General features: G+C 67.3%; 15 protein-coding genes. 11 read left to right on the top strand and 4 right to left on the bottom strand.

The annotated features are described in order from the left end of the window. Positions 1-9 precede the first annotated feature (9 nt). The 7 genes from Q1J79_RS00675 (at position 10) to Q1J79_RS00645 (ending at position 10,402) form a co-directional block, all read left to right on the top strand. Positions 10-1,614, top strand: coding sequence for a gamma-glutamyltransferase family protein (locus tag Q1J79_RS00675; RefSeq protein ID WP_300295263.1), 1,605 nt, complete (start codon positions 10-12; stop codon positions 1,612-1,614). A gap of 147 nt (positions 1,615-1,761) precedes the next feature. Further along, complete coding sequence (locus tag Q1J79_RS00670) at positions 1,762-5,091, top strand: DUF2126 domain-containing protein (RefSeq protein WP_300295262.1); 3,330 nt, start codon at positions 1,762-1,764, stop codon at positions 5,089-5,091. Positions 5,092-5,113: 22 nt separating this feature from the next. Continuing rightward, on the top strand, positions 5,114-7,687 hold the full coding sequence (locus Q1J79_RS00665; protein WP_300295261.1) for a circularly permuted type 2 ATP-grasp protein: 2,574 nt from the start codon (positions 5,114-5,116) through the stop codon (positions 7,685-7,687). Further along, positions 7,687-8,571, top strand: a complete 885-nt coding sequence (locus Q1J79_RS00660; protein WP_300295259.1) for a transglutaminase family protein — start codon at positions 7,687-7,689, stop codon at positions 8,569-8,571. The genes Q1J79_RS00665 and Q1J79_RS00660 overlap by 1 nt, the downstream gene beginning before the upstream one ends. A 72-nt stretch (positions 8,572-8,643) precedes the next feature. Next, entirely contained in the window at positions 8,644-8,973 is a 330-nt protein-coding gene (locus Q1J79_RS00655; protein ID WP_300295257.1) for a hypothetical protein, read from the top strand. 7 nt (positions 8,974-8,980) lie between these two features. Next, on the top strand, positions 8,981-9,421 hold the full coding sequence (locus Q1J79_RS00650) for a DUF3429 domain-containing protein (protein WP_300295255.1): 441 nt from the start codon (positions 8,981-8,983) through the stop codon (positions 9,419-9,421). Between the two features lie 372 nt (positions 9,422-9,793). Then, a complete protein-coding gene (locus tag Q1J79_RS00645; protein WP_300295253.1) occupies positions 9,794-10,402 on the top strand; it encodes a glutathione S-transferase in 609 nt (202 codons plus the stop codon). Positions 10,403-10,446: 44 nt separating this feature from the next. Here Q1J79_RS00645 and Q1J79_RS00640 read toward each other — a convergent pair whose 3' ends face one another. Then, entirely contained in the window at positions 10,447-12,483 is a 2,037-nt protein-coding gene (locus Q1J79_RS00640; RefSeq protein ID WP_300295251.1) for an elongation factor G, read from the bottom strand. A 269-nt stretch (positions 12,484-12,752) separates the two neighbouring features. On the opposite strand from Q1J79_RS00640, the gene trxC reads away from it, so the two are divergent. Continuing rightward, positions 12,753-13,193 (top strand): thioredoxin TrxC, encoded by a 441-nt coding sequence (trxC, locus tag Q1J79_RS00635; protein WP_300295249.1) that lies wholly within the window; start codon positions 12,753-12,755, stop codon positions 13,191-13,193. On the opposite strand, the gene Q1J79_RS00630 is transcribed toward trxC, so the two are convergent. Beyond that, on the bottom strand, positions 13,190-13,771 hold the full coding sequence (locus Q1J79_RS00630) for a hydrolase (RefSeq protein WP_300295247.1): 582 nt from the start codon (positions 13,769-13,771) through the stop codon (positions 13,190-13,192). The genes trxC and Q1J79_RS00630 overlap by 4 nt on opposite strands. 84 nt (positions 13,772-13,855) lie before the next feature. Between Q1J79_RS00630 and Q1J79_RS00625 the strand changes: the two genes are divergently transcribed. Then, on the top strand, positions 13,856-14,467 hold the full coding sequence (locus Q1J79_RS00625) for a TetR/AcrR family transcriptional regulator (RefSeq protein ID WP_300295246.1): 612 nt from the start codon (positions 13,856-13,858) through the stop codon (positions 14,465-14,467). Here Q1J79_RS00625 and Q1J79_RS00620 read toward each other — a convergent pair. Further along, the gene (locus Q1J79_RS00620; RefSeq protein WP_300295244.1) at positions 14,464-16,239 is read right to left on the bottom strand and encodes an SLC13 family permease; all 1,776 of its coding nucleotides are present in this window, start codon (positions 16,237-16,239) and stop codon (positions 14,464-14,466) included. The genes Q1J79_RS00625 and Q1J79_RS00620 overlap by 4 nt on opposite strands. Positions 16,240-16,369: 130 nt before the next feature. On the opposite strand from Q1J79_RS00620, the gene Q1J79_RS00615 reads away from it, so the two are divergent. After that, the gene (locus Q1J79_RS00615; RefSeq protein WP_300295243.1) at positions 16,370-17,659 is read left to right on the top strand and encodes an NCS2 family permease; all 1,290 of its coding nucleotides are present in this window, start codon (positions 16,370-16,372) and stop codon (positions 17,657-17,659) included. A gap of 64 nt (positions 17,660-17,723) precedes the next feature. Here the strand turns inward: Q1J79_RS00615 and Q1J79_RS00610 are convergent, their stop codons facing one another. Beyond that, entirely contained in the window at positions 17,724-18,635 is a 912-nt protein-coding gene (locus tag Q1J79_RS00610; RefSeq protein WP_300295241.1) for a DMT family transporter, read from the bottom strand. A gap of 152 nt (positions 18,636-18,787) precedes the next feature. Here Q1J79_RS00610 and Q1J79_RS00605 point away from each other — a divergent pair, with 152 nt between their 5' ends. Next, entirely contained in the window at positions 18,788-19,501 is a 714-nt protein-coding gene (locus Q1J79_RS00605; protein WP_300295239.1) for an ABC transporter substrate-binding protein, read from the top strand. The last annotated feature ends 1 nt before the right edge of the window (position 19,502 follow it).

Below are 19,502 nucleotides of genomic sequence, written 5' to 3'. Positions count from 1 at the left end.
ACAGGGCCCATGCTGAACACACCGCGCGCCCGCCGGGGCATGGTCACCGCTCCCCATCATCTGGCTGCCGAGGCCGGCCTTGCCGTGTTGCGCGAGGGCGGCAACGCCATCGAGGCCACCGTGGCGATGGCCGCATGCCTCACCGTGGTCTATCCGCATATGACCGGCATCGGCGGCGACGGTTTCTGGCTGATCGCCGTGCCCGGCCGTGACGTGATCGCCATCGAGGCCTGTGGCCGTGCCGCAGCAAAGGCAACGCCAGAGCTGTATAAATCCAACGGCCTGGGCAGCATCCCCTGGCGCGGCCCGCTGGCGGCCAACACCGTGGCCGCCACGGTCAGCGGCTGGGGCGAGGCGCTGAAATTCAGCGCCGAGCTGGGCGGCAGCCTGCCGCTGTCGCGTCTGGTGCAGGATGCCGTCTGGCATGCCGAAAACGGCTTCGCGGTGACGCAGAGCCAGCATGACCTCACCCGCGACAAGCTGCCCGAACTGAAAGACGTGCCCGGCTTCGCCGCGCGTTTCCTGCCCGCTGGAGCACCGCCGGCCGAGCGTTCTCTGATGAAACTGCCAGCGCTGGGTGCCACGCTGAAGGCCATCGGCGCGAAGGGCGCGGAGGATTTCTATCGCGGCGATCTGGCCAGGAAAATCGCGGCCGATCTGGCCCGCATCGGCAGTCCGGTATCAGCCGGGGACCTCGCCCGCCACCAGGCCCGCCGCGTTGCGCCGCTCAGCGTCGATATCGCGTCGGCGAAGCTCTTCAACTTCCCGCCGCCCACGCAGGGGCTGGCCTCGCTGATGATCCTGGCCTTGTTCGACCGCCTGGGTGTGCGCGCGGCGGAAGGCTTCGATCACATCCACGGCCTGGTGGAGGCCACCAAGCAGGCCTTCCTCGTGCGCGACCGCATCGTCGGCGATCCGGCCAGCATGCCCGAAGCGCCGGAGCTTTATCTGCAGCCGGCGAAATTGGATGAACTGGCCGCCCGCATCGACCGCAAACAGGCTCTGCCCTGGCCGCAGCCGGCTTCCGCAGGCGACACCACCTGGATGGGCGCCATCGACGGCAATGGCGTCGCGGTCAGTTTCATCCAGTCGATCTATTTTGAATTCGGCTCCGGCTGCGTGCTGGAGGAAACCGGCATCAACTGGCAGAATCGCGGCTCCAGTTTCGTGCTCGATGGCCAAGATGGACAACCGGCGGGTCCGCGCAGGCTCGTCCCCGGCCGCATGCCCTTTCACACGCTCAATCCGGCGCTGGCGCGGTTTGCCGATGGTCGCGTCATGGTCTACGGCACCATGGGCGGCGAGGGCCAGCCGCAGACCCAGTCGGCCGTCTTCACGCGCTACGGCATGTTTGGCCAGGGGCTGCAGGCGGCGATCACCGCGCCGCGCTGGCTGCTGGGCAAGACCTGGGGCGAAAACAGCGTGACGCTGAAACTGGAGAGCCGTTTTGATCCGGCCCTGGTGGCAGCGCTGAAAGCCGCCGGCCATGATGTGGAACTGCTGGGGCCCTTCACCGGCACCATGGGCCATGCCGGCGCCATCGTGCAGTATGCGGATGGCGTGCTGGAAGGCGCCACCGATCCGCGCAGCGATGGTGCCGCCGCCGGTTTCTGACTGGCGGCTTCTGGCCAACTCTGCCTAAAAATCCGCCGCTCCGGCCCGGCCTTGGGCAACTTCCCTGCCGCATGGCCGTTTTAGGCTGGACAGCAGCCCGGCATACCGATTGCATCGCATCAGATCGTCCTTGTCCGAGAGAGTGGCATGAGCATCCAGGTCGCGCTGCATCACCGTACCACCTACCGTTACGACAGGCTGATCGCGCTGGGGCCGCAGACGGTGCGATTGCGGCCGGCCCCGCATTGCCGCACGCCGATCATCAGCTATGCGCTGAAAATCCAGCCGCAGGATCATTTCAACAACTGGCAGCAGGACCCGCAGGGCAATTACCTCGCCCGCCTGGTCTTCCCGGAACGAACCGACAGGTTCGAGGTGGTGGTCGATCTGGTCGCCGACATGGCGGTGATCAATCCCTTCGACTTTTTCCTTGAGCCCGATGCCGAGCATTTTCCCTTCGACTACGACCCGGGACTGGAGCAGGAGCTGGCGCCGTTCCAGCGCGTCGATCCGCCCGGTCGGTTGCTCAGCCAGTGGCTTGCCGCCGTGCCGCGCGAACGCGCCCGCACGATCGATTTCCTGGTTGGGCTCAACCAGCGGCTCAGCCAGGAGATCAAATACCTGATCCGCATGGAGCCCGGCGTGCAGGGCGCGGAAGAGACGCTCAGGCTCAAAAGCGGGTCCTGCCGCGACACCTCATGGCTGCTGGTGCAGGCATTGCGCCATCTGGGTTTCGCGGCGCGGTTCGTCTCGGGCTACCTGATCCAGCTTGTGGCCGACATCAAGCCGCTTGATGGCCCGGAAGGGCCGGTCGCCGATTTCACCGACCTGCATGCCTGGGTCGAGGTCTATCTGCCCGGCGCCGGCTGGATCGGCTTTGATCCCACTTCTGGCCTGATGGCGGGCGAGGGGCATATCCCGCTGGCTGCCACGCCCGAGCCGCAATCGGCCGCGCCGATCAGCGGCGGGCTGGAAAAAGCCGAGGTGGAATTCTCCCATGAGATGAAGGTGACGCGCTTCCGCGAAACGCCGCGTGTCACCAAGCCGATCTCGGACGAGAGCTGGCGGAAGATGCTCGATCTTGGCGATGCGGTGGATGCGAGGCTGCAAGGCGGCGATGTGCGGCTGACCATGGGCGGCGAGCCGACCTTCGTGTCCATCGACGACATGGACGGCGACGAATGGAACACCGCGGCGCTCGGTCCCAACAAGCGCCTGCTGGCCGGCCGCCTGCTGCGCCGCCTGGCGGATCGTTTCGCGATCTCGCCCTTGCTGCATTACGGCCAGGGCAAATGGTATCCCGGCGAGCAATTGCCGCGCTGGGCCTTGAGCTGCCACTGGCGCCGCGATGGCGAGCCGGTCTGGCGCGACCGCGCGTTGCTCGCCGCCGATGAAGATGCCGGTGATGGCGCGACGCCGCAGGATGCCGATCTGTTTGCTGCCACGCTGGCCGAACGCCTGCAACTCGATCCCGGCTATCGTATCCCGGGTTACGAGGACCTGTGGTATTACCTGTGGCGCGAACGCCGCCTGCCGGTGAATGTCGATCCCTTCCAGTCGCACCTGACCGACCCGGAAGAGCGCGCGCGGCTGGCGCGCATCTTTGAACAGGGTCTCGACAAGGTGGCCGGCTACGCCCTGCCGCTGCAGCGCGAGGGGCTGAACGGATCGAAACGCTGGCGCTCCGGCCCGTGGTTTTTCCGGCCGCAGACCATGTATCTGCTGCCCGGCGATTCCCCGATGGGCCTGCGCCTGCCGCTGGATTCCCTGCCCTGGGTGGTGGCGCAGGATTATCCCTACCAGCATGTGCCCGATACCATGCAGGATCAGCCGCCGCTGCCGCCGCAAGGGCAGTTCCGCCAGGCGCACCGCGTCGTCGCTGAGCGCATGCAGGCCTGGGCGCGCGGGCAGAATTACGCGACCGCTCCTCGCGAGCAGACGCCCTTGCCGGCCAGCCAGCAATCCGATTCAGGCGTGGTGCGCACCGCCATGTGCATCGAGCCGCGCGGCGGCCTGCTGCATGTCTTCATGCCGCCGCTGGAACAGGCCGAGGATTATCTCGATCTGGTCACCGCCATCGAGGACACGGCGGCGATGCTGGGCCGCAAGGTGGTGATCGAAGGCTACCTGCCGCCGCGCGATGCGCGCCTGCTGCATTTCAGTGTCACGCCCGATCCCGGCGTGATCGAGGTGAACATCCATCCTTCCGCCGACTGGCGCGAGCTGGCTGAACGCACCACCGCGCTGTATGAGGAGGCGCGGCAGACCCGGCTCGGCACCGAGAAATTCATGCTCGACGGCCGTCATGTCGGCACCGGCGGCGGCAACCATGTGGTGATGGGCGCGGCCACGCCGCCCGACAGTCCGTTCCTTCGCCGGCCCGACCTGCTGCGCAGCCTGGTCGGCTACTGGCAGAACCATCCCTCGCTGTCCTATCTGTTCTCCGGCCTCTTTATAGGTCCGACCTCGCAGCATCCGCGCGTCGACGAGGGCCGCGATGATGCGCTGGTCAATCTGGAGATCGCCTTCGAACAGGTGGCAAAGAATCCAGATCCGCCGCTGTGGCTGGTGGATCGCATCTTCCGCAACGTGCTGGTCGACATCACCGGCAACACGCATCGCACCGAATTCTGCATCGACAAGCTCTATTCGCCCGACGGGCCAACCGGCCGCCTTGGCCTGGTCGAGCTGCGCGCCTTCGAGATGCCGCCCGATGCGCGGATGAGCCTGGCGCAGCAACTGCTGCTGCGCGGCCTGCTGGCCGCCTTCTGGGAACGGCCCTATACGCGTAAGCCGATCCGCTGGGGCACGCGGCTGCATGACGAATTCCTGCTGCCGCATTTCTGCCTGCAGGATTTCCACGATGTGCTGGACGACCTGAAGGATCGCGGCTTCGGCTTCGACCCCGACTGGTTCGCCGCCCATGCCGAATTCCGTTTTCCCAAGATCGGCGAAATCGCCGCGCGCGGCATCGAGGTGGAGCTGCGCCATGCGCTCGAGCCCTGGCATGTGCTGGGCGAGGAGGCGACCGGCAGCGGCACGGCGCGCTACGTCGATTCTTCCGTCGAACGCTTGCAGGTGAAGGTGAAGGGCCTGGTCGATGGCCGCCATGTGCTGGCGGTGAACGGCCGCGCGCTGCCCCTGCGCGGCACCGGCGTGCCGGGCGAATATGTCGCCGGCCTGCGCTACAAGGCCTGGGCGCCGCCCAGCGCGATGCATCCCTCCATCGGCGTGCATACGCCGCTCGGTATCGACCTGTTCGATGGCTGGAACGGTCGCGCCCTGGCTGGCTGCAGCTATCACGTCGCCCATCCCGGCGGGCGCAGCTACGACACCTTCCCGGTCAACGGCAACGAGGCCGAGGCCAGGCGCCGGGCCCGGTTCTTCGCCATGGGCCACACGCCGGGGCCATTGCCGCCGCCGGTCGCGGCTTTGTCGCGCGAACAGCCGCTTACCCTTGATCTGCGAACCGGGTAAACTCCCGCCCGATTCGGACGGGATGATGAATTCGCCCCTGCAGGCCAAGTTTTCCCCCACCACGACGCCGGCCAGGCCCGCGCCGGGTGAGGCCTATGACGAGATGGTCACCGGCCAGGGCGTGATCCGGCCGCACTGGCAGCCCTTGCTGGCCACCTTGAGCGAGCTTGGCGCGGCCGGCCTGTCCGAACGCGCCGAACGCGGCCGCCAGTATCTGGAAGACGAAGGCGTCACCTACAATCTCTACGAGCTGCCGGGCAGTCCGGGGCCAAGCGGCGCGGCCATCGCGCCGCCTTTGCCGGAACAGCGGCCCTGGCGGCTCGATCCGGTGCCGGTGCTGCTTTCGGCCGAGGAATGGGCCGGCATCGAGACCGGCCTGATCCAGCGCGCCCGCCTGCTCGATGCGATGCTGCGCGATCTCTATGGTCCGATGGATCTGCTGCTGCGGCATCGCCTGCCGCCGGCGCTGGTTTATGGCCATCGCGATTTCCTGCGCGCGGCGCGCCGCACCGATGGGAAACCGCAGGGCCGCATGCTGCAGCATTACGCCGCCGAGCTGGTGCGTGGCCCCGACGGCATCTGGCGCGTGATCGCCGACCGCACCCAGGCGCCGGCCGGCGCCGGCTATGCTTTGCAGAACCGCCGGGTCATGTCGCGCCTGCTCGGCCAGGCGTTGCGGCAATGCCGCGTGCGGCCGCTGAATGCCTATTTCGAATACTGGCAGGCCGATCTGGCCGCCCGCGCGCCGCAGCAATCCGACAATCCGCGTGTCGTGCTGCTCACCCCGGGGCCGTATAACGAGGCTTATTTCGAGCATATCTATCTGGCGCGCGAACTCGGCGCCACGCTGGTGGAAGGCGCCGACCTCACCATGCGCGATGGCCGCATCTTCATCAAAACCCTGGCCGGACTGGAACCGGTCGACGTGATCCTGCGCCGGCTCGATGGCGAATGGTGCGACCCGCTGGAACTGCGCGCCGATTCAACGCTCGGCGTCGTCGGCCTGCTGCAGGCCTTGCGCGACAACCAGGTCGGCGTCAGCAACGCCATCGGCAGCGGCCTGGCTGGCGCGCCGGCCCTGCAGGCCTTCCTGCCGAAACTGAGCGAGCATCTGCTGGGCGAGACGCTGGCCCTGCCGTCGATCGCCACCTGGTGGTGCGGCCAGTCCTACGCGATGACCGAGGTGCAGACGCGGTTCGACGAACTGGTGGTGCGCGGCGCTTATGGCCTGAATGACCGGCCGGTCGTGGTCGGCAGCCTGTCGGATGCCGAACGCGCCAGCTTCCTGGCCCAGGTCAGGGCGCGGCCCGGCGATTATGTGGCGCAGGAGCGTATCGTTCCATCCGTCTCGCCCGGCCTGGGCGACAAGGGGCTGGAGCCGCAGCCGATCCTGCTCCGCGTGCAGGTGGTGGCCGATGGCGAGGATTACGTGGTGATGCCCGGTGGCCTGGCCCGCGTGCCCAGCAGCAACGATCCCTTCGCCGCCACGTTGCAGCGCGGCGGCGTCAACAAGGATGTCTGGGTGGTGGCCAAGGACCAGGGCCCCACGGTGATCCGCGGCGCGGCGACGCGCCAGCGGCTGGCGCTGCGGCGCTCCTCGGGCACGCTGCAGAGCCGCGTTGCCGACGACCTCTACTGGCTTGGCCGCAGCGTCGAGCGGCTGGATGGCGGCGCCCGGCTGCTGCGCGCCGTGCTCTCACGTCTGGTCGGTGAATTCTCCTCCGCCCGCGACCTGGTCGAGATGGCGGTGCTGGCGCGCGCGATGGCGCGCTGCGGCCTGCTCGACCAGAAGGCGGCTGCCGCGCCGCCGGATTCGGCCTTGTTCGTCGGCGCCATCACGCGCGCCTGCGCGCCCAGCCAGCTGCTGGGCCAGACCATCGACGGCATCGAGCGGCTGGCCGCCGTGTCGCGGCACCGTTTCTCGGCCGATATGTGGCGCATGCTCAATCATCTGCTGGGCGAGCTGCGCATCAGCCAGCCGGCGGCCGCCGGCGATGTCGATGCCATGCTGGAATTCTGCGACCAGATGATCCGTGCCACCGCCGCGATTGCCGGCATGCTGGCCGAACACATGACGCGCGGCTCGGGCTGGCGTTTCCTCGATTTCGGCCGCCGCCTGGAACGCGGCGTCTTCATCACCCGCAGCGTCTCGGCCGCCACCACCGTGCTGGGCCAGAGCAGCGAATCCGCCTTCCGCGTCGCGCTCGAGGTCAGCGATTCCACGCTCACCTATCGCCGGCGCTATCGCGCCGCCCTGCAGGCGGCGGCCGTGTTCGACCTGCTGCTGCTCGATGGCAGCAATCCGCATGCGCTGGCCTTCCAGCTGCAGACCATGGCGCAGCATCTTGATGCCCTGCCCAATCCCGATGCGCCGCCGCGCGGCGCCGATTGCCTGGCGCTGACCAAGCCGTTTGCCGATCTGGTGGCGCGTTTCGACCGCGACGACATCCCGCGCGACGAGATGGCGCAGCTCAGCACCCGCCTGCGCGGCAGCCTGGATGCCGCCTGCGATGCGTTGATGGATATCTCCGATCAGCTCTCGCGCAGCTATTTCAGCCATGTGCAGGTGGCGCGCTCTTTCGGATTTGGCTCCTGATGAAATACCGCCTGCGCCATACCACCTCCTACAGCTATTCCTGGGCGGTCGATATCTCGCATCACATGCTGCATCTGGCGCTGCCGGAGCTGCCGCGCCAGCGGGTGAAATCCTGCACCGTCACCACCAATCCCAATGCCGGACGGATCGCCGCCCAGGTCGATCATTTCGGCAACCGCATCGCCAACCTCACCATCGACGAACCGCATACCCGCTTCGATGTCGAGCTGCGCGCCGAGGTCGAGGTCGATCCGCTGGAGCCGCCCGATCCGGCCGCCACGCCGGCATGGGAGGATATCCGCGAGGCCCTGTGCGGCGACGGGTTCCCCGAGCCGGTGCGCGAAAGCGAATTCGCGCATGACTCGCCGATGGCGCAGCCGAGCGACGAGGCACTGGCCTATGCCCAGTCCAGCTTCGCGCCGGGCCGCCCGATCCTGGAGGCGGTGGTCGATCTCACCGGCCGCATCTATCGCGATTTCCGCTACGACCCCGCCGCCACGGAAGTCTTCACGCCGGTGGCCGCCGTGATGCAGAAGCGCGCCGGCGTATGCCAGGATTTCGCCCATCTGCAGATCGCCATGCTGCGCGGGCTGGGCCTCGCGGCGCGGTATGTCTCGGGTTATATCCGCACGCTGAAGCCCGATGACAAGACTGCCGAAGGCCTGCGCGGCGCCGATGCCAGCCATGCCTGGATCAGCGTCTGGTGCGGGCCTTCGCTGGGCTGGATCGATCTTGATCCCACCAACAACCTGATCTGCTCCGACGAGCATGTGACGGCGGCGATCGGCCGCGATTACGGCGATATCAGTCCGGTGCGCGGCGTGGTGCTGGGTGGCGGGCCGCATCGCGTCGGCGTGGCCGTCGAATTGCTGCCGCTCGGCTGAATTCGCTGGCCGGCGCTGCGTGGCGCCCTATGTCTTGTCTGAAACACCGCAGTCCAGCAACCGGAGAGGCGCATGCCAAGCCATCTACCCTATACCGCGCGCACCAGGACCGGCGATGTGTTCGAGATCAGCTTTCCGCTGCATGCCGAAACCGGCTCGCCCATGCGGGTTAGCCAGCTGCTCACCGCCATCCTGGAAACCCTGGATCGCGAGATCGCCCTGCTGGGCGACACCAGCAATGGCGACATGCTGCAGGCCTTGAGCATGGCGACCGCGATCCGCGCCGCGATGATCCATGCGCCTTTGCCGGTGACCCAGCGGCTGGCCACCGAATTGCAGGCCACGGCTTTGCGCGCGATGGACACGGCCGCGCGCCAGAGCCCTCCAGCCGGCCATGCCTGAAGCGGCCATGCCTGAGTCCGTTATGCCTGGGCGTGTGCCGCCGATGGCGCTCTGGCTCGGCGCCGCCGGCGCGCTGCTTTTCATCCTGCTGGCGCTGGCGGTGCGGTTTGCGCCGGTGCCGGGCAATTTCGTCGCGGAAACCCTGCTCACCGGCTATGGCATCGCGATCCTGAGCTTCATGGGCGGGGTGCATTGGGGCCTGGCGATGCGTGAGCATCGTCCGCGCCAGTATGCGGCCAGCATATTGCCGGCGCTTTATGCCTGGCCGGCGCTGTGGCTGTCGGCCGAAGCCGGCTGGCTTTATCTGGCCGGTGGTTTCGTATTGCTGCTGGGTTTCGATTTCTGGGCCGGCCTTCGTGGATGGACCCCGTTCTGGTATGCCCGGCTGCGGCCGCCGCTCACCCTGGCCGCCGCCGGCAGCCTGCTTTTCGCCGCTCTGCTGGCCTGATCAAAGGCCCGGCCTGCCTTGCCGGTGGGCAGGCGGACCGCGACATCGCCCGCTTCTTGCGCAAGAGGCCGGCGGCAGCAGGCGATAACCGGTCGGAAACGGCCCGGCGGCGCTGGCATGAAACCTGCTTTGTTGTAGTCAGCATCCGGTGCCAAGCTGCATCGGGCTGCGAGTAACCCCGGCCTTGGGTCTCTCTCACGGCCGGGTGGCGAGACGGACACTTGCGCCGGCCGTGCCGGGTCCCACCCGGGCACCGCCGGCGCTTTTTTCCCGGTTCGCATGGTCGTGTCGGCTCGTATTGTCGCAATTGTCTGCATGGCGTCGCTGGCGCCCGGCCGTTAGTCTGCCGGTCAACGTCAACGAGGAAACCCCATGAAGCTCTATTATTCCCCCACCTCGCCCTATGTGCGCAAAGTCGTGATCCTGGCGCTGGAAACCGGCCTGGACGCGAAGATCGAGCGCATCCCGGCGGCCACCACGCCGGTGGCGCAGAACCCGGACGTGGCCAAGGCCAATCCGGTCGCCAAGGTGCCGACCCTGGTGACCGATGACGGCCTGCATCTCTTCGACAGCCGGGTGATCTGCGAATATCTCGACACGCTGCATCAGGGCAGGAAATTCTTCCCCGCCGATGCCTCGCGCTGGGCCGTGCTGCGCCAGCAGGCCCTGGGCGATGGCCTGCTCGATGCCGCCCTGCTGGTGCGCTACGAAGGTTTCCTGCGGCCGGAAGACAAGCGCTGGTCCGACTGGGCCGACGGCCAGATGAAAAAGGTGCTCGGCGCCATGGCCGAGATCGAGACGCTGGCGCCGGCCTTCGGCGACCGCGTCGATATCGGCACGGTGACGATCGCCTGCGCTTTGGGTTATCTCGATTTCCGCTTCGGCGACATGAACTGGCGGCAGAACTATCCGCAGACCGCGGCCTGGGCGGCGCGCTTCTTCGAGCGGCCATCGGTGAAGGCCACGGTTCCCGTGGGCTGACGGGCCAGTAGACTGATGGACCGGTGGACTGACAGGCCGGCGGGCTACGCCGCCAGGGCCCTCCGCCGGTCTTCCACCACGCGCTCGGCCTGTTTGCCGGCCAGTTCCTGCAGATGATCAAAGCGCGTGGAGAAGCCGCCGATGCCCAGCGTCACCGAGCGCAGCTCGACGGCCAGGTCATGCATCTCGGCTTCAGGCAGGTAGCAGTCGATCTGGTCCCAGCCGGGCCAGCTGTCGCGCGCGCTGATGCCCAGAATCTGGCCGCGGCGCGACGACACGATGGCATGTACCTTGGCGGTATACTCGTTCGGCACGGTAAAGCTCACCGCGTGGATCGGTTCCAGCAGCACGGGCGCGCATTTCGGCAGGCCTTCGCTCATCGCCAGTCCACCGGCGGTGCGGAAGGCCTGGTCCGATGAATCGACCGAATGATACTGCCCGTCGGTCAGCGTCACCGCCACGTCGACCACGGGAAAGCCGAGCGGGCCGCGCTGCAGCGATTCACGGATGCCCTCGTCAACGGCGGGAATGAAATTCTTCGGGATGGCGCCGCCGACGATACGGTTGATGAACTTATAGCCGCTGCCGCGCGGCTGCGGCGCGATCTCCACCTTGATGTCGGCGAACTGGCCATGGCCGCCCGATTGCCGCTTGAAGCGCGCATGCTGCTGCGTGCCGTGACGGATAGTTTCCTTGTAGGCGGTCAGCGGCGGGCTGCCATGCACGCCGACATTGAAGCGCTGCTGCAGCTTGTCGATGGCCAGCTTGAGGTGGATTTCGCCCTGGCCCTTCAGCAGCAGCTGGCCGGCCGTCTGCTCGATGATCAGGCTGGGATCTTCCTCGTGCAGCTTGGCCAAAGCCGCGGTCAGCTTCACCTCGTCCTTGCGGTCGGTGGTGTGCAGGGCGAGCGCATGCACCGGCGGCGCGGGTTCCGGCCAGTCGGCGATATTGCGGCCCAGGCCGTCGCCGTTCAGGTGCTGGCCGGTGGCGATGTCATCCAGTTTTCCCAGGCCCACGATATCGCCGGCGGCTGCCAGCGCGGTTTTCTCGACATGGCCGCCCATCAGGCGATATAGCCCGCCGAGCCGCTTGCCGCCCAGCATGGCATTCTCGGCGATGCTGCCCTGCCAGATGCGTGCCAGGCTCAGCTTGCCGGTATGGGACTGATGCAGCGTCTTGAACACCGTGGCGCTCAAAGCCCCGCCGTCGGCATTCACGTCCAGCCTGGTGGCCGTGGCGTCGTGATGCGGTGTTTCGTGGCGCAGCGCCTTCCACAGCCGCAACACGCCGTTGCCGCGCTCGGCCGAGCCGAAGAAGACCGGCACGATCAGGTCGTTGGCGATATCCTTGCGCAGCAGCGCGTAGATGTCCTGCGGTGCCGGGCTGCGGTCTTCCAGCAGCTGCTCCAGCAGCGCGTCGTCGAAATCGGCGATCGCCTCCAGCATCTGCTGGCGCGCTTCGTTTTCGCGCGGGCGGATCTCGGCCGGCATCTCGATCAGGTCGGAGGGTTTCTGTTCGCCATAGCGATAGGCGCGTTCCGACACCAGGTCGACATAGCCGGTGATCGTGTCATTCTCGCGGATCGGCACCTCGCGCAGCACCAGCGGCCGGCTCGAGGCCTGCTGCAATGCGGCCAGCAGGTCGCGCATGCGGATGCTGGTTTTATCGAGCTTGTTGACGAACAGAAGATGCGGGATGCGCCGCGCATCGAGGAATTTCAGCAAAGGCGCCAGCGTCACGGCGCGTGCCGGATCGGGCTCGACCACCACGATGGCGAGATCGGCCACCATCAGCGTGCTGAAACTTTCCTGCGCCAGCTCCACCGAGCCGGGGCAGTCGAGCAGTATCCAGGGTTCGCCGAGGAAGTCGCAATGGGCCAGGTTGGGCTCCACCGTCATCTGGCGGCTGCGCGCCTCGGCCGAGGCATCGCCGACGCAGGTGCCGGCCGCGACCGAGCCCTTGCGCGGAATCGCGCCGGCGGCGAACAGCAGGGCTTCGAGCAGGGTGGTCTTGCCGGCCGTGTATGGACCGACGATAGCAGCGACCCTGGGATGGGATACGGAGGAGGATGCATTCGGCATGGCGGTCTCCCTGTCTGGCTCAAGCTGACTGGCGGCGTCGGATCACGCGGCAAGCCTGGCGGCGACAACTGTGATGGGGACCGGTTCTGCTGCCGGTCCTTGGGAACGCGGCACTCAACCCTCTGGTTGGCAGGATTCCACATCGCCGGGCTCAGCGATAGCGCGGAATTTTTCGGGATCGCGGCGGCGGCCACTTGTTATTTTAGAAACTGCTAACACATATCGGGGAGATACCGGCGGCGTCCACGCCGGAGCTTCGAGGACTTGTCATGACGAATCAGGTTCTTATTCCCTGTCCGCATTGCGCCACGGTGAACCGGCTGGCGGCCGGCCGCCTGGCCGATCACGGCAAATGCGGCAAATGCGGCCAGCCGCTGTTTGCCGGCCAGCCGCTCACGCTCACGGCGGCCAATTTTGAGCGCCATGCCGGTTCGGCCGACCTGCCGCTGCTGGTGGATTTCTGGGCCGCGTGGTGCGGGCCCTGTCGCATGATGGCGCCCGTGGTCGACCAGGTCGCCGCCGCCTTCGAGCCGCGCCTGCGCGTCGGCAAGCTCGACACCGAAGCCGAGCAGGGCCTGGCTTCGCGCTTCAACATCCGTTCGATCCCGACCCTGGCTTTGTTCCGGTCGGGCCGCGAGATCGCGCGCGTCAGCGGCGCCATGCCGCTGCCGCAGCTCACGCGCTGGATCGAGCAGGCTCTGACGGCCTAGGCCGCCAGAGCCGCGAGTATCGTTGCCGTCGGACGCACGCGGCTGATCCGCGGCATGATCGTCTCGACGGCAAAACGATGCGCCGCCGCGCCATGCACGGCGCTGCAGGCATCTTCCGCCAGCACGGTGGCATACCCCGTTTCCCAGGCGGCGCGGGCCGTCGACTCGACGCCCAGATTGGTGGAAATCCCGCCGAGGATGATGGTGTCGATGCCGCGGCGGCGCAGCTGCAGGTCCAGCTCGGTGCCATAAAAGGCATTCCATTGCCGCTTCAGGATCATGATGTCGGACGGCTCCGGCGCCAGCGCGGCGGGCAGTTCGAACCAGCTGTCGGGCAATCCGCCTGCCGGCACATTCAGCGGCTGGTCGACCGGCTGGCGCGGCGCATCGGCATAATTGGCCGACCAGCCGACCCGCACCAGCACCACCGGCATGCCCAGCGCGCGGCCGCGCTGCGCGAGGGCGCCGGCATTCTGCAGCACGACAGCCACGCTGTGCGGGCCCTGGGCCAGGGGCATGATGCCTTTTTGCAGATCGATCAGCACGAGAGCGGTGCGGCGCGGGTCAAGTTTGTCCATGGCGATCTCCGGACGGAAGAGGGCGGGCTGGGGCTTTATGGCGGTTCAATATGAGGCTATCCTCATGTAAGGAGATATATGAGGATGTCCTCACAAAAAGCAAGCGCCCTGTCGAAGCCGCCGCAGCGCCGGCGTGGCCGCGAGCGCGTTGCCGCCCTGCTCGCGGCCGGGGCGCAGGTTATTGCCGAAAAGGGCTATGACGGTGCGACGATGACCGAAATCGCCGCCCGCGCCGGCGCCTCGATCGGTTCGCTCTATCAGTTCTTTCCCACGAAAGCCGCGGTCGCCGATGCGCTGCTGGAGCAGTACATGGCCGCCGTGCATGCCCATCTGGACGGGATCGAGGCGCAGGCGGCAACCGCGCCGCTGGCCGACCTGGCGCAGGCGCTCTGCCATGCGCTGGTGACCATGCGGGCAGCGAATCCGGCGCTGGTCGTGTTGATCGAAAACGGCACCATCGATCCGGCGATGATCGCGACGATCCGCAGGGCCATGCGCCAGCGGGTGGTGGCCATCCTGCGCCGCCGCGCCCGGCGGATGCCGGCCGCCGAGCTTGCCGCCATGGCGGCGGCCGTGCTGCAGATGATGAAATCCGCCGCGGCGATGCATGCGGATGCAACGCTGCCCGGCCGCAAGGCGGCGCTGGAGGAGCTGTGCCGCATGCTATGCGGTTATCTGCAGGCGCGGCTGGATTAAAGCGGCCAGAAGACCGGCAGTACCAGCATGCTGGTGGCGAAGACCACGACCTGCAGCGGCAGGCCGAGCCGCCAGTAATCGCCGAAGCGATAGCCGCCCGGGCCCATCACCAGCAGATTATTCTGGTGTCCGATCGGCGACAGGAAGGCGCAGGAGGCGCCGACCACCACCGCCATCAGGAAGGCATCCGGGTTCACGTCGATTTGTCTGGCAATGTCGATGCTCAGGGGCGCCATCAGCAGGGCGGTGGCGGCGTTGTTCACCATGTCGGAGACCCACATGGTCAGCAGCAGGGTCAGGCCGAGCAGCCAGAGCGGCGCGATCTCGCCCGACAGCTCGACCAGCAGCCCGGCCAGCAATCCGGTGGTGCCGGTGGAATCAAAGGCGTCGCCCACCGGCATGAGGGCGGCCAGCATCACCAGCACCGAGGCATCGACCGACTGATAGGCCTCGCGCAGGCTTAGGCGCCGCGTCACCAGCAGCAGGGTGGCGGCCGCGGCCAGGCAGATCGCCGCCGGCGCCACTTCGAAGATCAATGCCAGCAGGCCGGCCAGCGGAATGCCGAGCGTGAGCAGCATGCTGCCGGGGCGGCGCAGCGGCAGGTCGCGCTGTGCCAGAGGCAGCAGGCTCATGCCGCCGATCGCCTCGTTCACGCGGTCCTTCTCGCCTTGCAGCAGCAGCACGTCGCCGGCGTGGAAACGCCAGTCCTTCAGGCCGCCGAAGCGGTTGCTGCCTTCACGCGCCACGCCCAGCAGGTTGACGTGGTAGCGCTGGCGCAGCCGCAATTCGGCCGGCGTCACGTCGATGATGCCGCCATAGGGCCGCACCACCGCTTCAGCGATATGCAGGTCGCTCGCCTTGTTCTCCGGCTTCACGTCGCGGCCCGGCTTGATCAGCGACAGGCCGAATGGCTTGAGCATGGCGCCGGCTTTGCCGGGCGCCGCCTCGATCAGCAGCGTGTCGCCCTCGCGCACCGGCGTCCATTGCGCCGCGCCCGGGATATGCACGCTGCCGCGTTTCAGGCCCAGCAGCGAAGCCTCGTATTCGTCGATCATGACGAATACGTCGCCCAGCAGCCTGCCGATCAGGGCCGAATCCTTGTCCACCGTCGCTTCCAGCAGGTATTCCTGCACGCCGCCATGCTCGTCGCGGCCGGCCGCCACGCGCTGTGGCACGATGCGCCAGCCGAGCAGCGCGATGAAGGCCACGCCGGCCAGCGTCACCGGTATGCCGATCGGCGCGAAAGCGAGCAGGCCGAAGCCTTCGCCCAGTTTGTCGGCGCGCACGCCCGAGACGATCACGTTGGCCGGCGTGCCGATCAGGGTGATCACACCGCCCAGCACGGTGGCGTAGGACAACGGCATCAGCGCCAGGCTGGGCGATCGCCCGGCCGCCTGGCAGGCGGCGATCGCCGCCGGCATGACCAGCGCCAGCGCCGCCACGTTGTTCATCACCGCCGAGGCAAGGGCCGCCGGCAGGCAGAGTAGGACCAGCAGCAGGGTCGGATGCCTGGCCTTGCCGGCCAGCCAGGCGGTGGCGCTGTCCAGCACGCCGGTGCCGGCGATGGCGCGGCTGATCACCAGGGCGGCCGCCACGGTGATCACCGCCGGATGGCCAAAGCCGGCAAAGGCCGCGTCGGGCTTCACCAGGCCGATGGCCACGGCGATGAACAGCACCGCCAGGGCCACCACGTCATGGCGCCAGCGGCCCCAGGCGAACAGCACCAGGGCCACCACAAGGAGGGCGAGGATTTCGATCTGGGGGAGGGTCATGGGCGAACCGTAGGGTAAGAACGTGTGTTCCCGGGCAAGGTTTCATACTAAAGTCGAATATGCGAATCGGCCGCATTCGCATGCCGGGGGGCATGGGCGGCCGGGACCCGACATCAGGGGGATCAGACTCATGCTTGATCGTTATTTCAAGCTTGCCGAAAACGGCACCACCGTCCGCACCGAGGTGCTGGCCGGCATCACCACCTTCCTCACCATGGCCTACATCGTTTTCGTCAACCCGGCGATCCTGTCCAAGGCGGGCATCGATCCGGGTGCGGCCTTCGTCGCGACCTGCCTGGCCGCCGCGATCGGCACGGCGATCATGGGCCTGTATGCGAATTACCCGGTGGCGCTGGCGCCCGGCATGGGCCTGAACGCCTATTTCGCCTTCGGCGTCGTGCTCGGCATGGGCCATAGCTGGCAGGTCGCGCTCGGCGCGGTCTTCATTTCCGGCATCCTGTTCCTGATCCTCTCGGTGCTGCCGGTGCGCGAGACCATCATCAACTCGATCCCGCATTCGCAGAAGGTGGCGATCGGCGCCGGCATCGGCCTGTTCCTGGGCCTGATCGGGCTGAAGGAAGCCGGCATGGTGGTCGACCATCCCGCCACGCTGATCGGCCTGGGCAAGATCGCCGCTCCCACCGTGCTGATGGCGATCCTCGGCTTCTTCGTCATTGCCGTGTTGGATTACCGCAAGCTGCCCGGCGCCATCATGGTCGGCATTCTGGTGGTGACCGTGCTTGGCATCGCGCTTGGCCTGTCGCCGTTCGGCGGCATCGTCTCCATGCCGCCCAGCCTGACGCCGACCCTGCTGCAGATGGATATCGCCGGCGCTATGTCGCTTGGCCTGCTCACCATCGTCTTCGCCTTCCTGATGGTCGATCTGTTCGACACCGCCGGCACGCTCGTCGCCGTCGCGCCGCGCGCCGGCCTGATGGACAGCCATGGCAAGCTCAAGCGGCTGGGCCGCGCGCTGATCGCCGATTCAACGGCGACCATCGCCGGCGCGGCGCTCGGCACCTCCACCACCACCAGCTATATCGAATCGGCAGCCGGCATCCGCGTCGGCGGCCGCACCGGCCTCACCGCCGTGGTGGTGGCGATCCTGTTCCTGCTGGCGATCTTCTTCGCGCCGCTGGCCGGTTCGGTGCCGGCCTATGCCACGGCGCCGGCGCTGGTCTTCGTTGCCTGCGTGATGACGGCGGCGCTCGCCAAGGTCGACTGGGAGGACGTCACCGAATTCGTGCCGGCAGTGATCACTGCGGTGATGATGCCCTTCACCTATTCGATCGCCACCGGCATCGGCCTCGGTTTCATCGCCTATGTGGTGATCAAGCTGGCCAGCGGCCGGGCCAAGGACATCCATCCGGTGATGGCGGTGATCGCGATTGCCTTCGTGGTGAAATTCGCCTTCGCCTGACCGCGGCATGACGCTGCAACATGCGGGCGGCAGGGCAACCTGCCGCCCGTTTTCATTTTCGAGGCTACTTCCGCACCGCCAGGCCGAGCAGGATGCCGGCCAGCAGAACCACCACGCCGATGATCTCGCTTCTGGTCGGCCGTTCGCGGAACACCAGATACGACATCAAAAACGTGAAGACCATTTCGGTCATGCCCAGCATGCGCACATAGGCCGCCACCTGCAGGGCCATGGCGGTGAACCAGCCGGCGGAGCCGGCCGCCGAGGCCATGCCGACGATCAGGCCGGGCCGCCAGGCCGCCGCGACGCGGCGCAGCTCGCCCGGTTCACGCCAGCCAAGATAGGCCATCATCAGCAGGATCTGCAGCGCGATGGCATGCACCAGCGTCGTCGCCGCGGCCAGGGGGAGGAAGTCTTCCTGCAGCGACAGCGAGGCGGCGCGGAAGCCGATGGCCGAGACGGCGAACAGCGCGCCCGAGCCGATGCCGACCAGCGCCGAGCGCTCCGTCCAGCCGAGCAGGAAGGCGCGCATGGGATTCTCGCTGCCCTTCAGCGAGATCAGCAGCACGCCCAGCGTGCCGATCAGAATGGCAGCCACGCCGCCCATGCTGACCGGCTCGGCCAGGATCAGCATGCCGAAAGCGGCGGCCTGCAGGGCCTCGGTTTTCGAATAGGCGGTCGCCACCACGAAATTGCGCATGGACAGCGCGAGGATCAGCAGGTTGGTGGCCAGGATCTGCGCCACCGCGCCCATGGTGGTCCACAGATAGAACTCGGCATGGCCATCGGGCATCCCTTTGCCGGTGGCCCAGAGCGTGGCGCCCAGATAGGCCACCGCCAGCGGCAGCCCGTATACAAACCGGGTGAAACTGGCGCCATTGGTGCTCAGGCGGCCTTTGAGCTGCTTCTGCAGGCCGGTGCGGATGGTCTGGCAGAAGGCGGCCCAGATGGTGATCGGTATCCATGCCCATTCCATAGGCACAGGCGTAATGGCCGGCCGGCGCGCTGGCAAATGAGAAGCGCTCCGCCCCGGCTTGAAAACATTTTGCGGCAACGCAGAATTTACTGGCATGCTGCGATGCAACCGGATGAACTGTCGGGCGTCGTAACGCCAACCGTGGAGTCTTCATGCGCTGGCTCGTCCCGATGCTTGCCATGCTGCTGTTGCCGCTGCCGGCGGTGGCCGAGCCCTGGCGCATCGTCTGCGACGAGAATTTCCCACCCTACAATTTCGTCGAGCAGGGCCACGTGGCCGGGCTGGATGCCGAGATCATCGCGGCTCTGGTACAGCGCGCCGGCGCCACGCCGCAGATCGATCCCCAGCCCTGGGTGCGGGTGCAGGATTTGCTGGAACGCGGCGAGGTGGACGCCGCCTTCCAGTTCGTCGGACGCGCCGACCGCTTTGAGAAATACTTCATGGTCGGCCCCTTCCGCACCGGCCAGACCGTGTTCGCCACCCGGCCGGACCACACCATCCAGTGGCGCAGCCTGACCGATCTGCGCGGGTATCGCATCGGCACGATCCGCGGCTACACCTACGGCGCCGCCTTCGACAACGATGCCAGCCTCACCCGGGAAGCGGCGGCCGGCGACTACAGCCAGCTGGTGCGCATGCTGGCAGCGCAGCGCGTCGACCTGATCATCGGCGACCGCGAGGCGCTCAGCTATTTCGCCCGCCGCGAAATGCTGCGGCTTGATATCCTCGGTCCGCCGCTGGCCGAGGTGCCGCGCTACATCGCCGTGCCGAAAACCAGGCCCGACCGCGCCGAGCGGCTGGCCGGTGCCCTGGCTTCCCTGCGCCGCGACGGCTCCCTGGCGGCAATTCTCAAACGCTGGGAATGAT

This window comes from Ferrovibrio sp., from assembly GCF_029255545.1.
In the GTDB taxonomy this organism is placed as follows: Bacteria; Pseudomonadota; Alphaproteobacteria; order Ferrovibrionales; family Ferrovibrionaceae; genus Ferrovibrio.
Note: the sequence above shows the minus strand (reverse complement) of the source record. Positions and strands in the feature narration are given on the sequence as shown.

Bases quoted from the DNA above. Each gene is read 5' to 3' on its own strand.
- Q1J79_RS00605 (WP_300295239.1), top strand. From the start codon at position 18,788: ATGCGCTGGCTCGTCCCGATGCTTGCCATGCTGCTGTTGCCGCTGCCG.
- Q1J79_RS00610 (WP_300295241.1), bottom strand. From the start codon at position 18,635: ATGGAATGGGCATGGATACCGATCACCATCTGGGCCGCCTTCTGCCAG.
- Q1J79_RS00675 (WP_300295263.1), top strand. From the start codon at position 10: ATGCTGAACACACCGCGCGCCCGCCGGGGCATGGTCACCGCTCCCCAT.
- Q1J79_RS00655 (WP_300295257.1), top strand. From the start codon at position 8,644: ATGCCAAGCCATCTACCCTATACCGCGCGCACCAGGACCGGCGATGTG.
- Q1J79_RS00640 (WP_300295251.1), bottom strand. From the start codon at position 12,483: ATGCCGAATGCATCCTCCTCCGTATCCCATCCCAGGGTCGCTGCTATC.
- Q1J79_RS00615 (WP_300295243.1), top strand. From the start codon at position 16,370: ATGCTTGATCGTTATTTCAAGCTTGCCGAAAACGGCACCACCGTCCGC.
- Q1J79_RS00670 (WP_300295262.1), top strand. From the start codon at position 1,762: ATGAGCATCCAGGTCGCGCTGCATCACCGTACCACCTACCGTTACGAC.
- Q1J79_RS00630 (WP_300295247.1), bottom strand. From the start codon at position 13,771: ATGGACAAACTTGACCCGCGCCGCACCGCTCTCGTGCTGATCGATCTG.
- trxC (WP_300295249.1), top strand. From the start codon at position 12,753: ATGACGAATCAGGTTCTTATTCCCTGTCCGCATTGCGCCACGGTGAAC.
- Q1J79_RS00625 (WP_300295246.1), top strand. From the start codon at position 13,856: ATGTCCTCACAAAAAGCAAGCGCCCTGTCGAAGCCGCCGCAGCGCCGG.
- Q1J79_RS00660 (WP_300295259.1), top strand. From the start codon at position 7,687: ATGAAATACCGCCTGCGCCATACCACCTCCTACAGCTATTCCTGGGCG.
- Q1J79_RS00645 (WP_300295253.1), top strand. From the start codon at position 9,794: ATGAAGCTCTATTATTCCCCCACCTCGCCCTATGTGCGCAAAGTCGTG.
- Q1J79_RS00650 (WP_300295255.1), top strand. From the start codon at position 8,981: ATGCCTGAGTCCGTTATGCCTGGGCGTGTGCCGCCGATGGCGCTCTGG.
- Q1J79_RS00620 (WP_300295244.1), bottom strand. From the start codon at position 16,239: ATGACCCTCCCCCAGATCGAAATCCTCGCCCTCCTTGTGGTGGCCCTG.
- Q1J79_RS00665 (WP_300295261.1), top strand. From the start codon at position 5,114: ATGATGAATTCGCCCCTGCAGGCCAAGTTTTCCCCCACCACGACGCCG.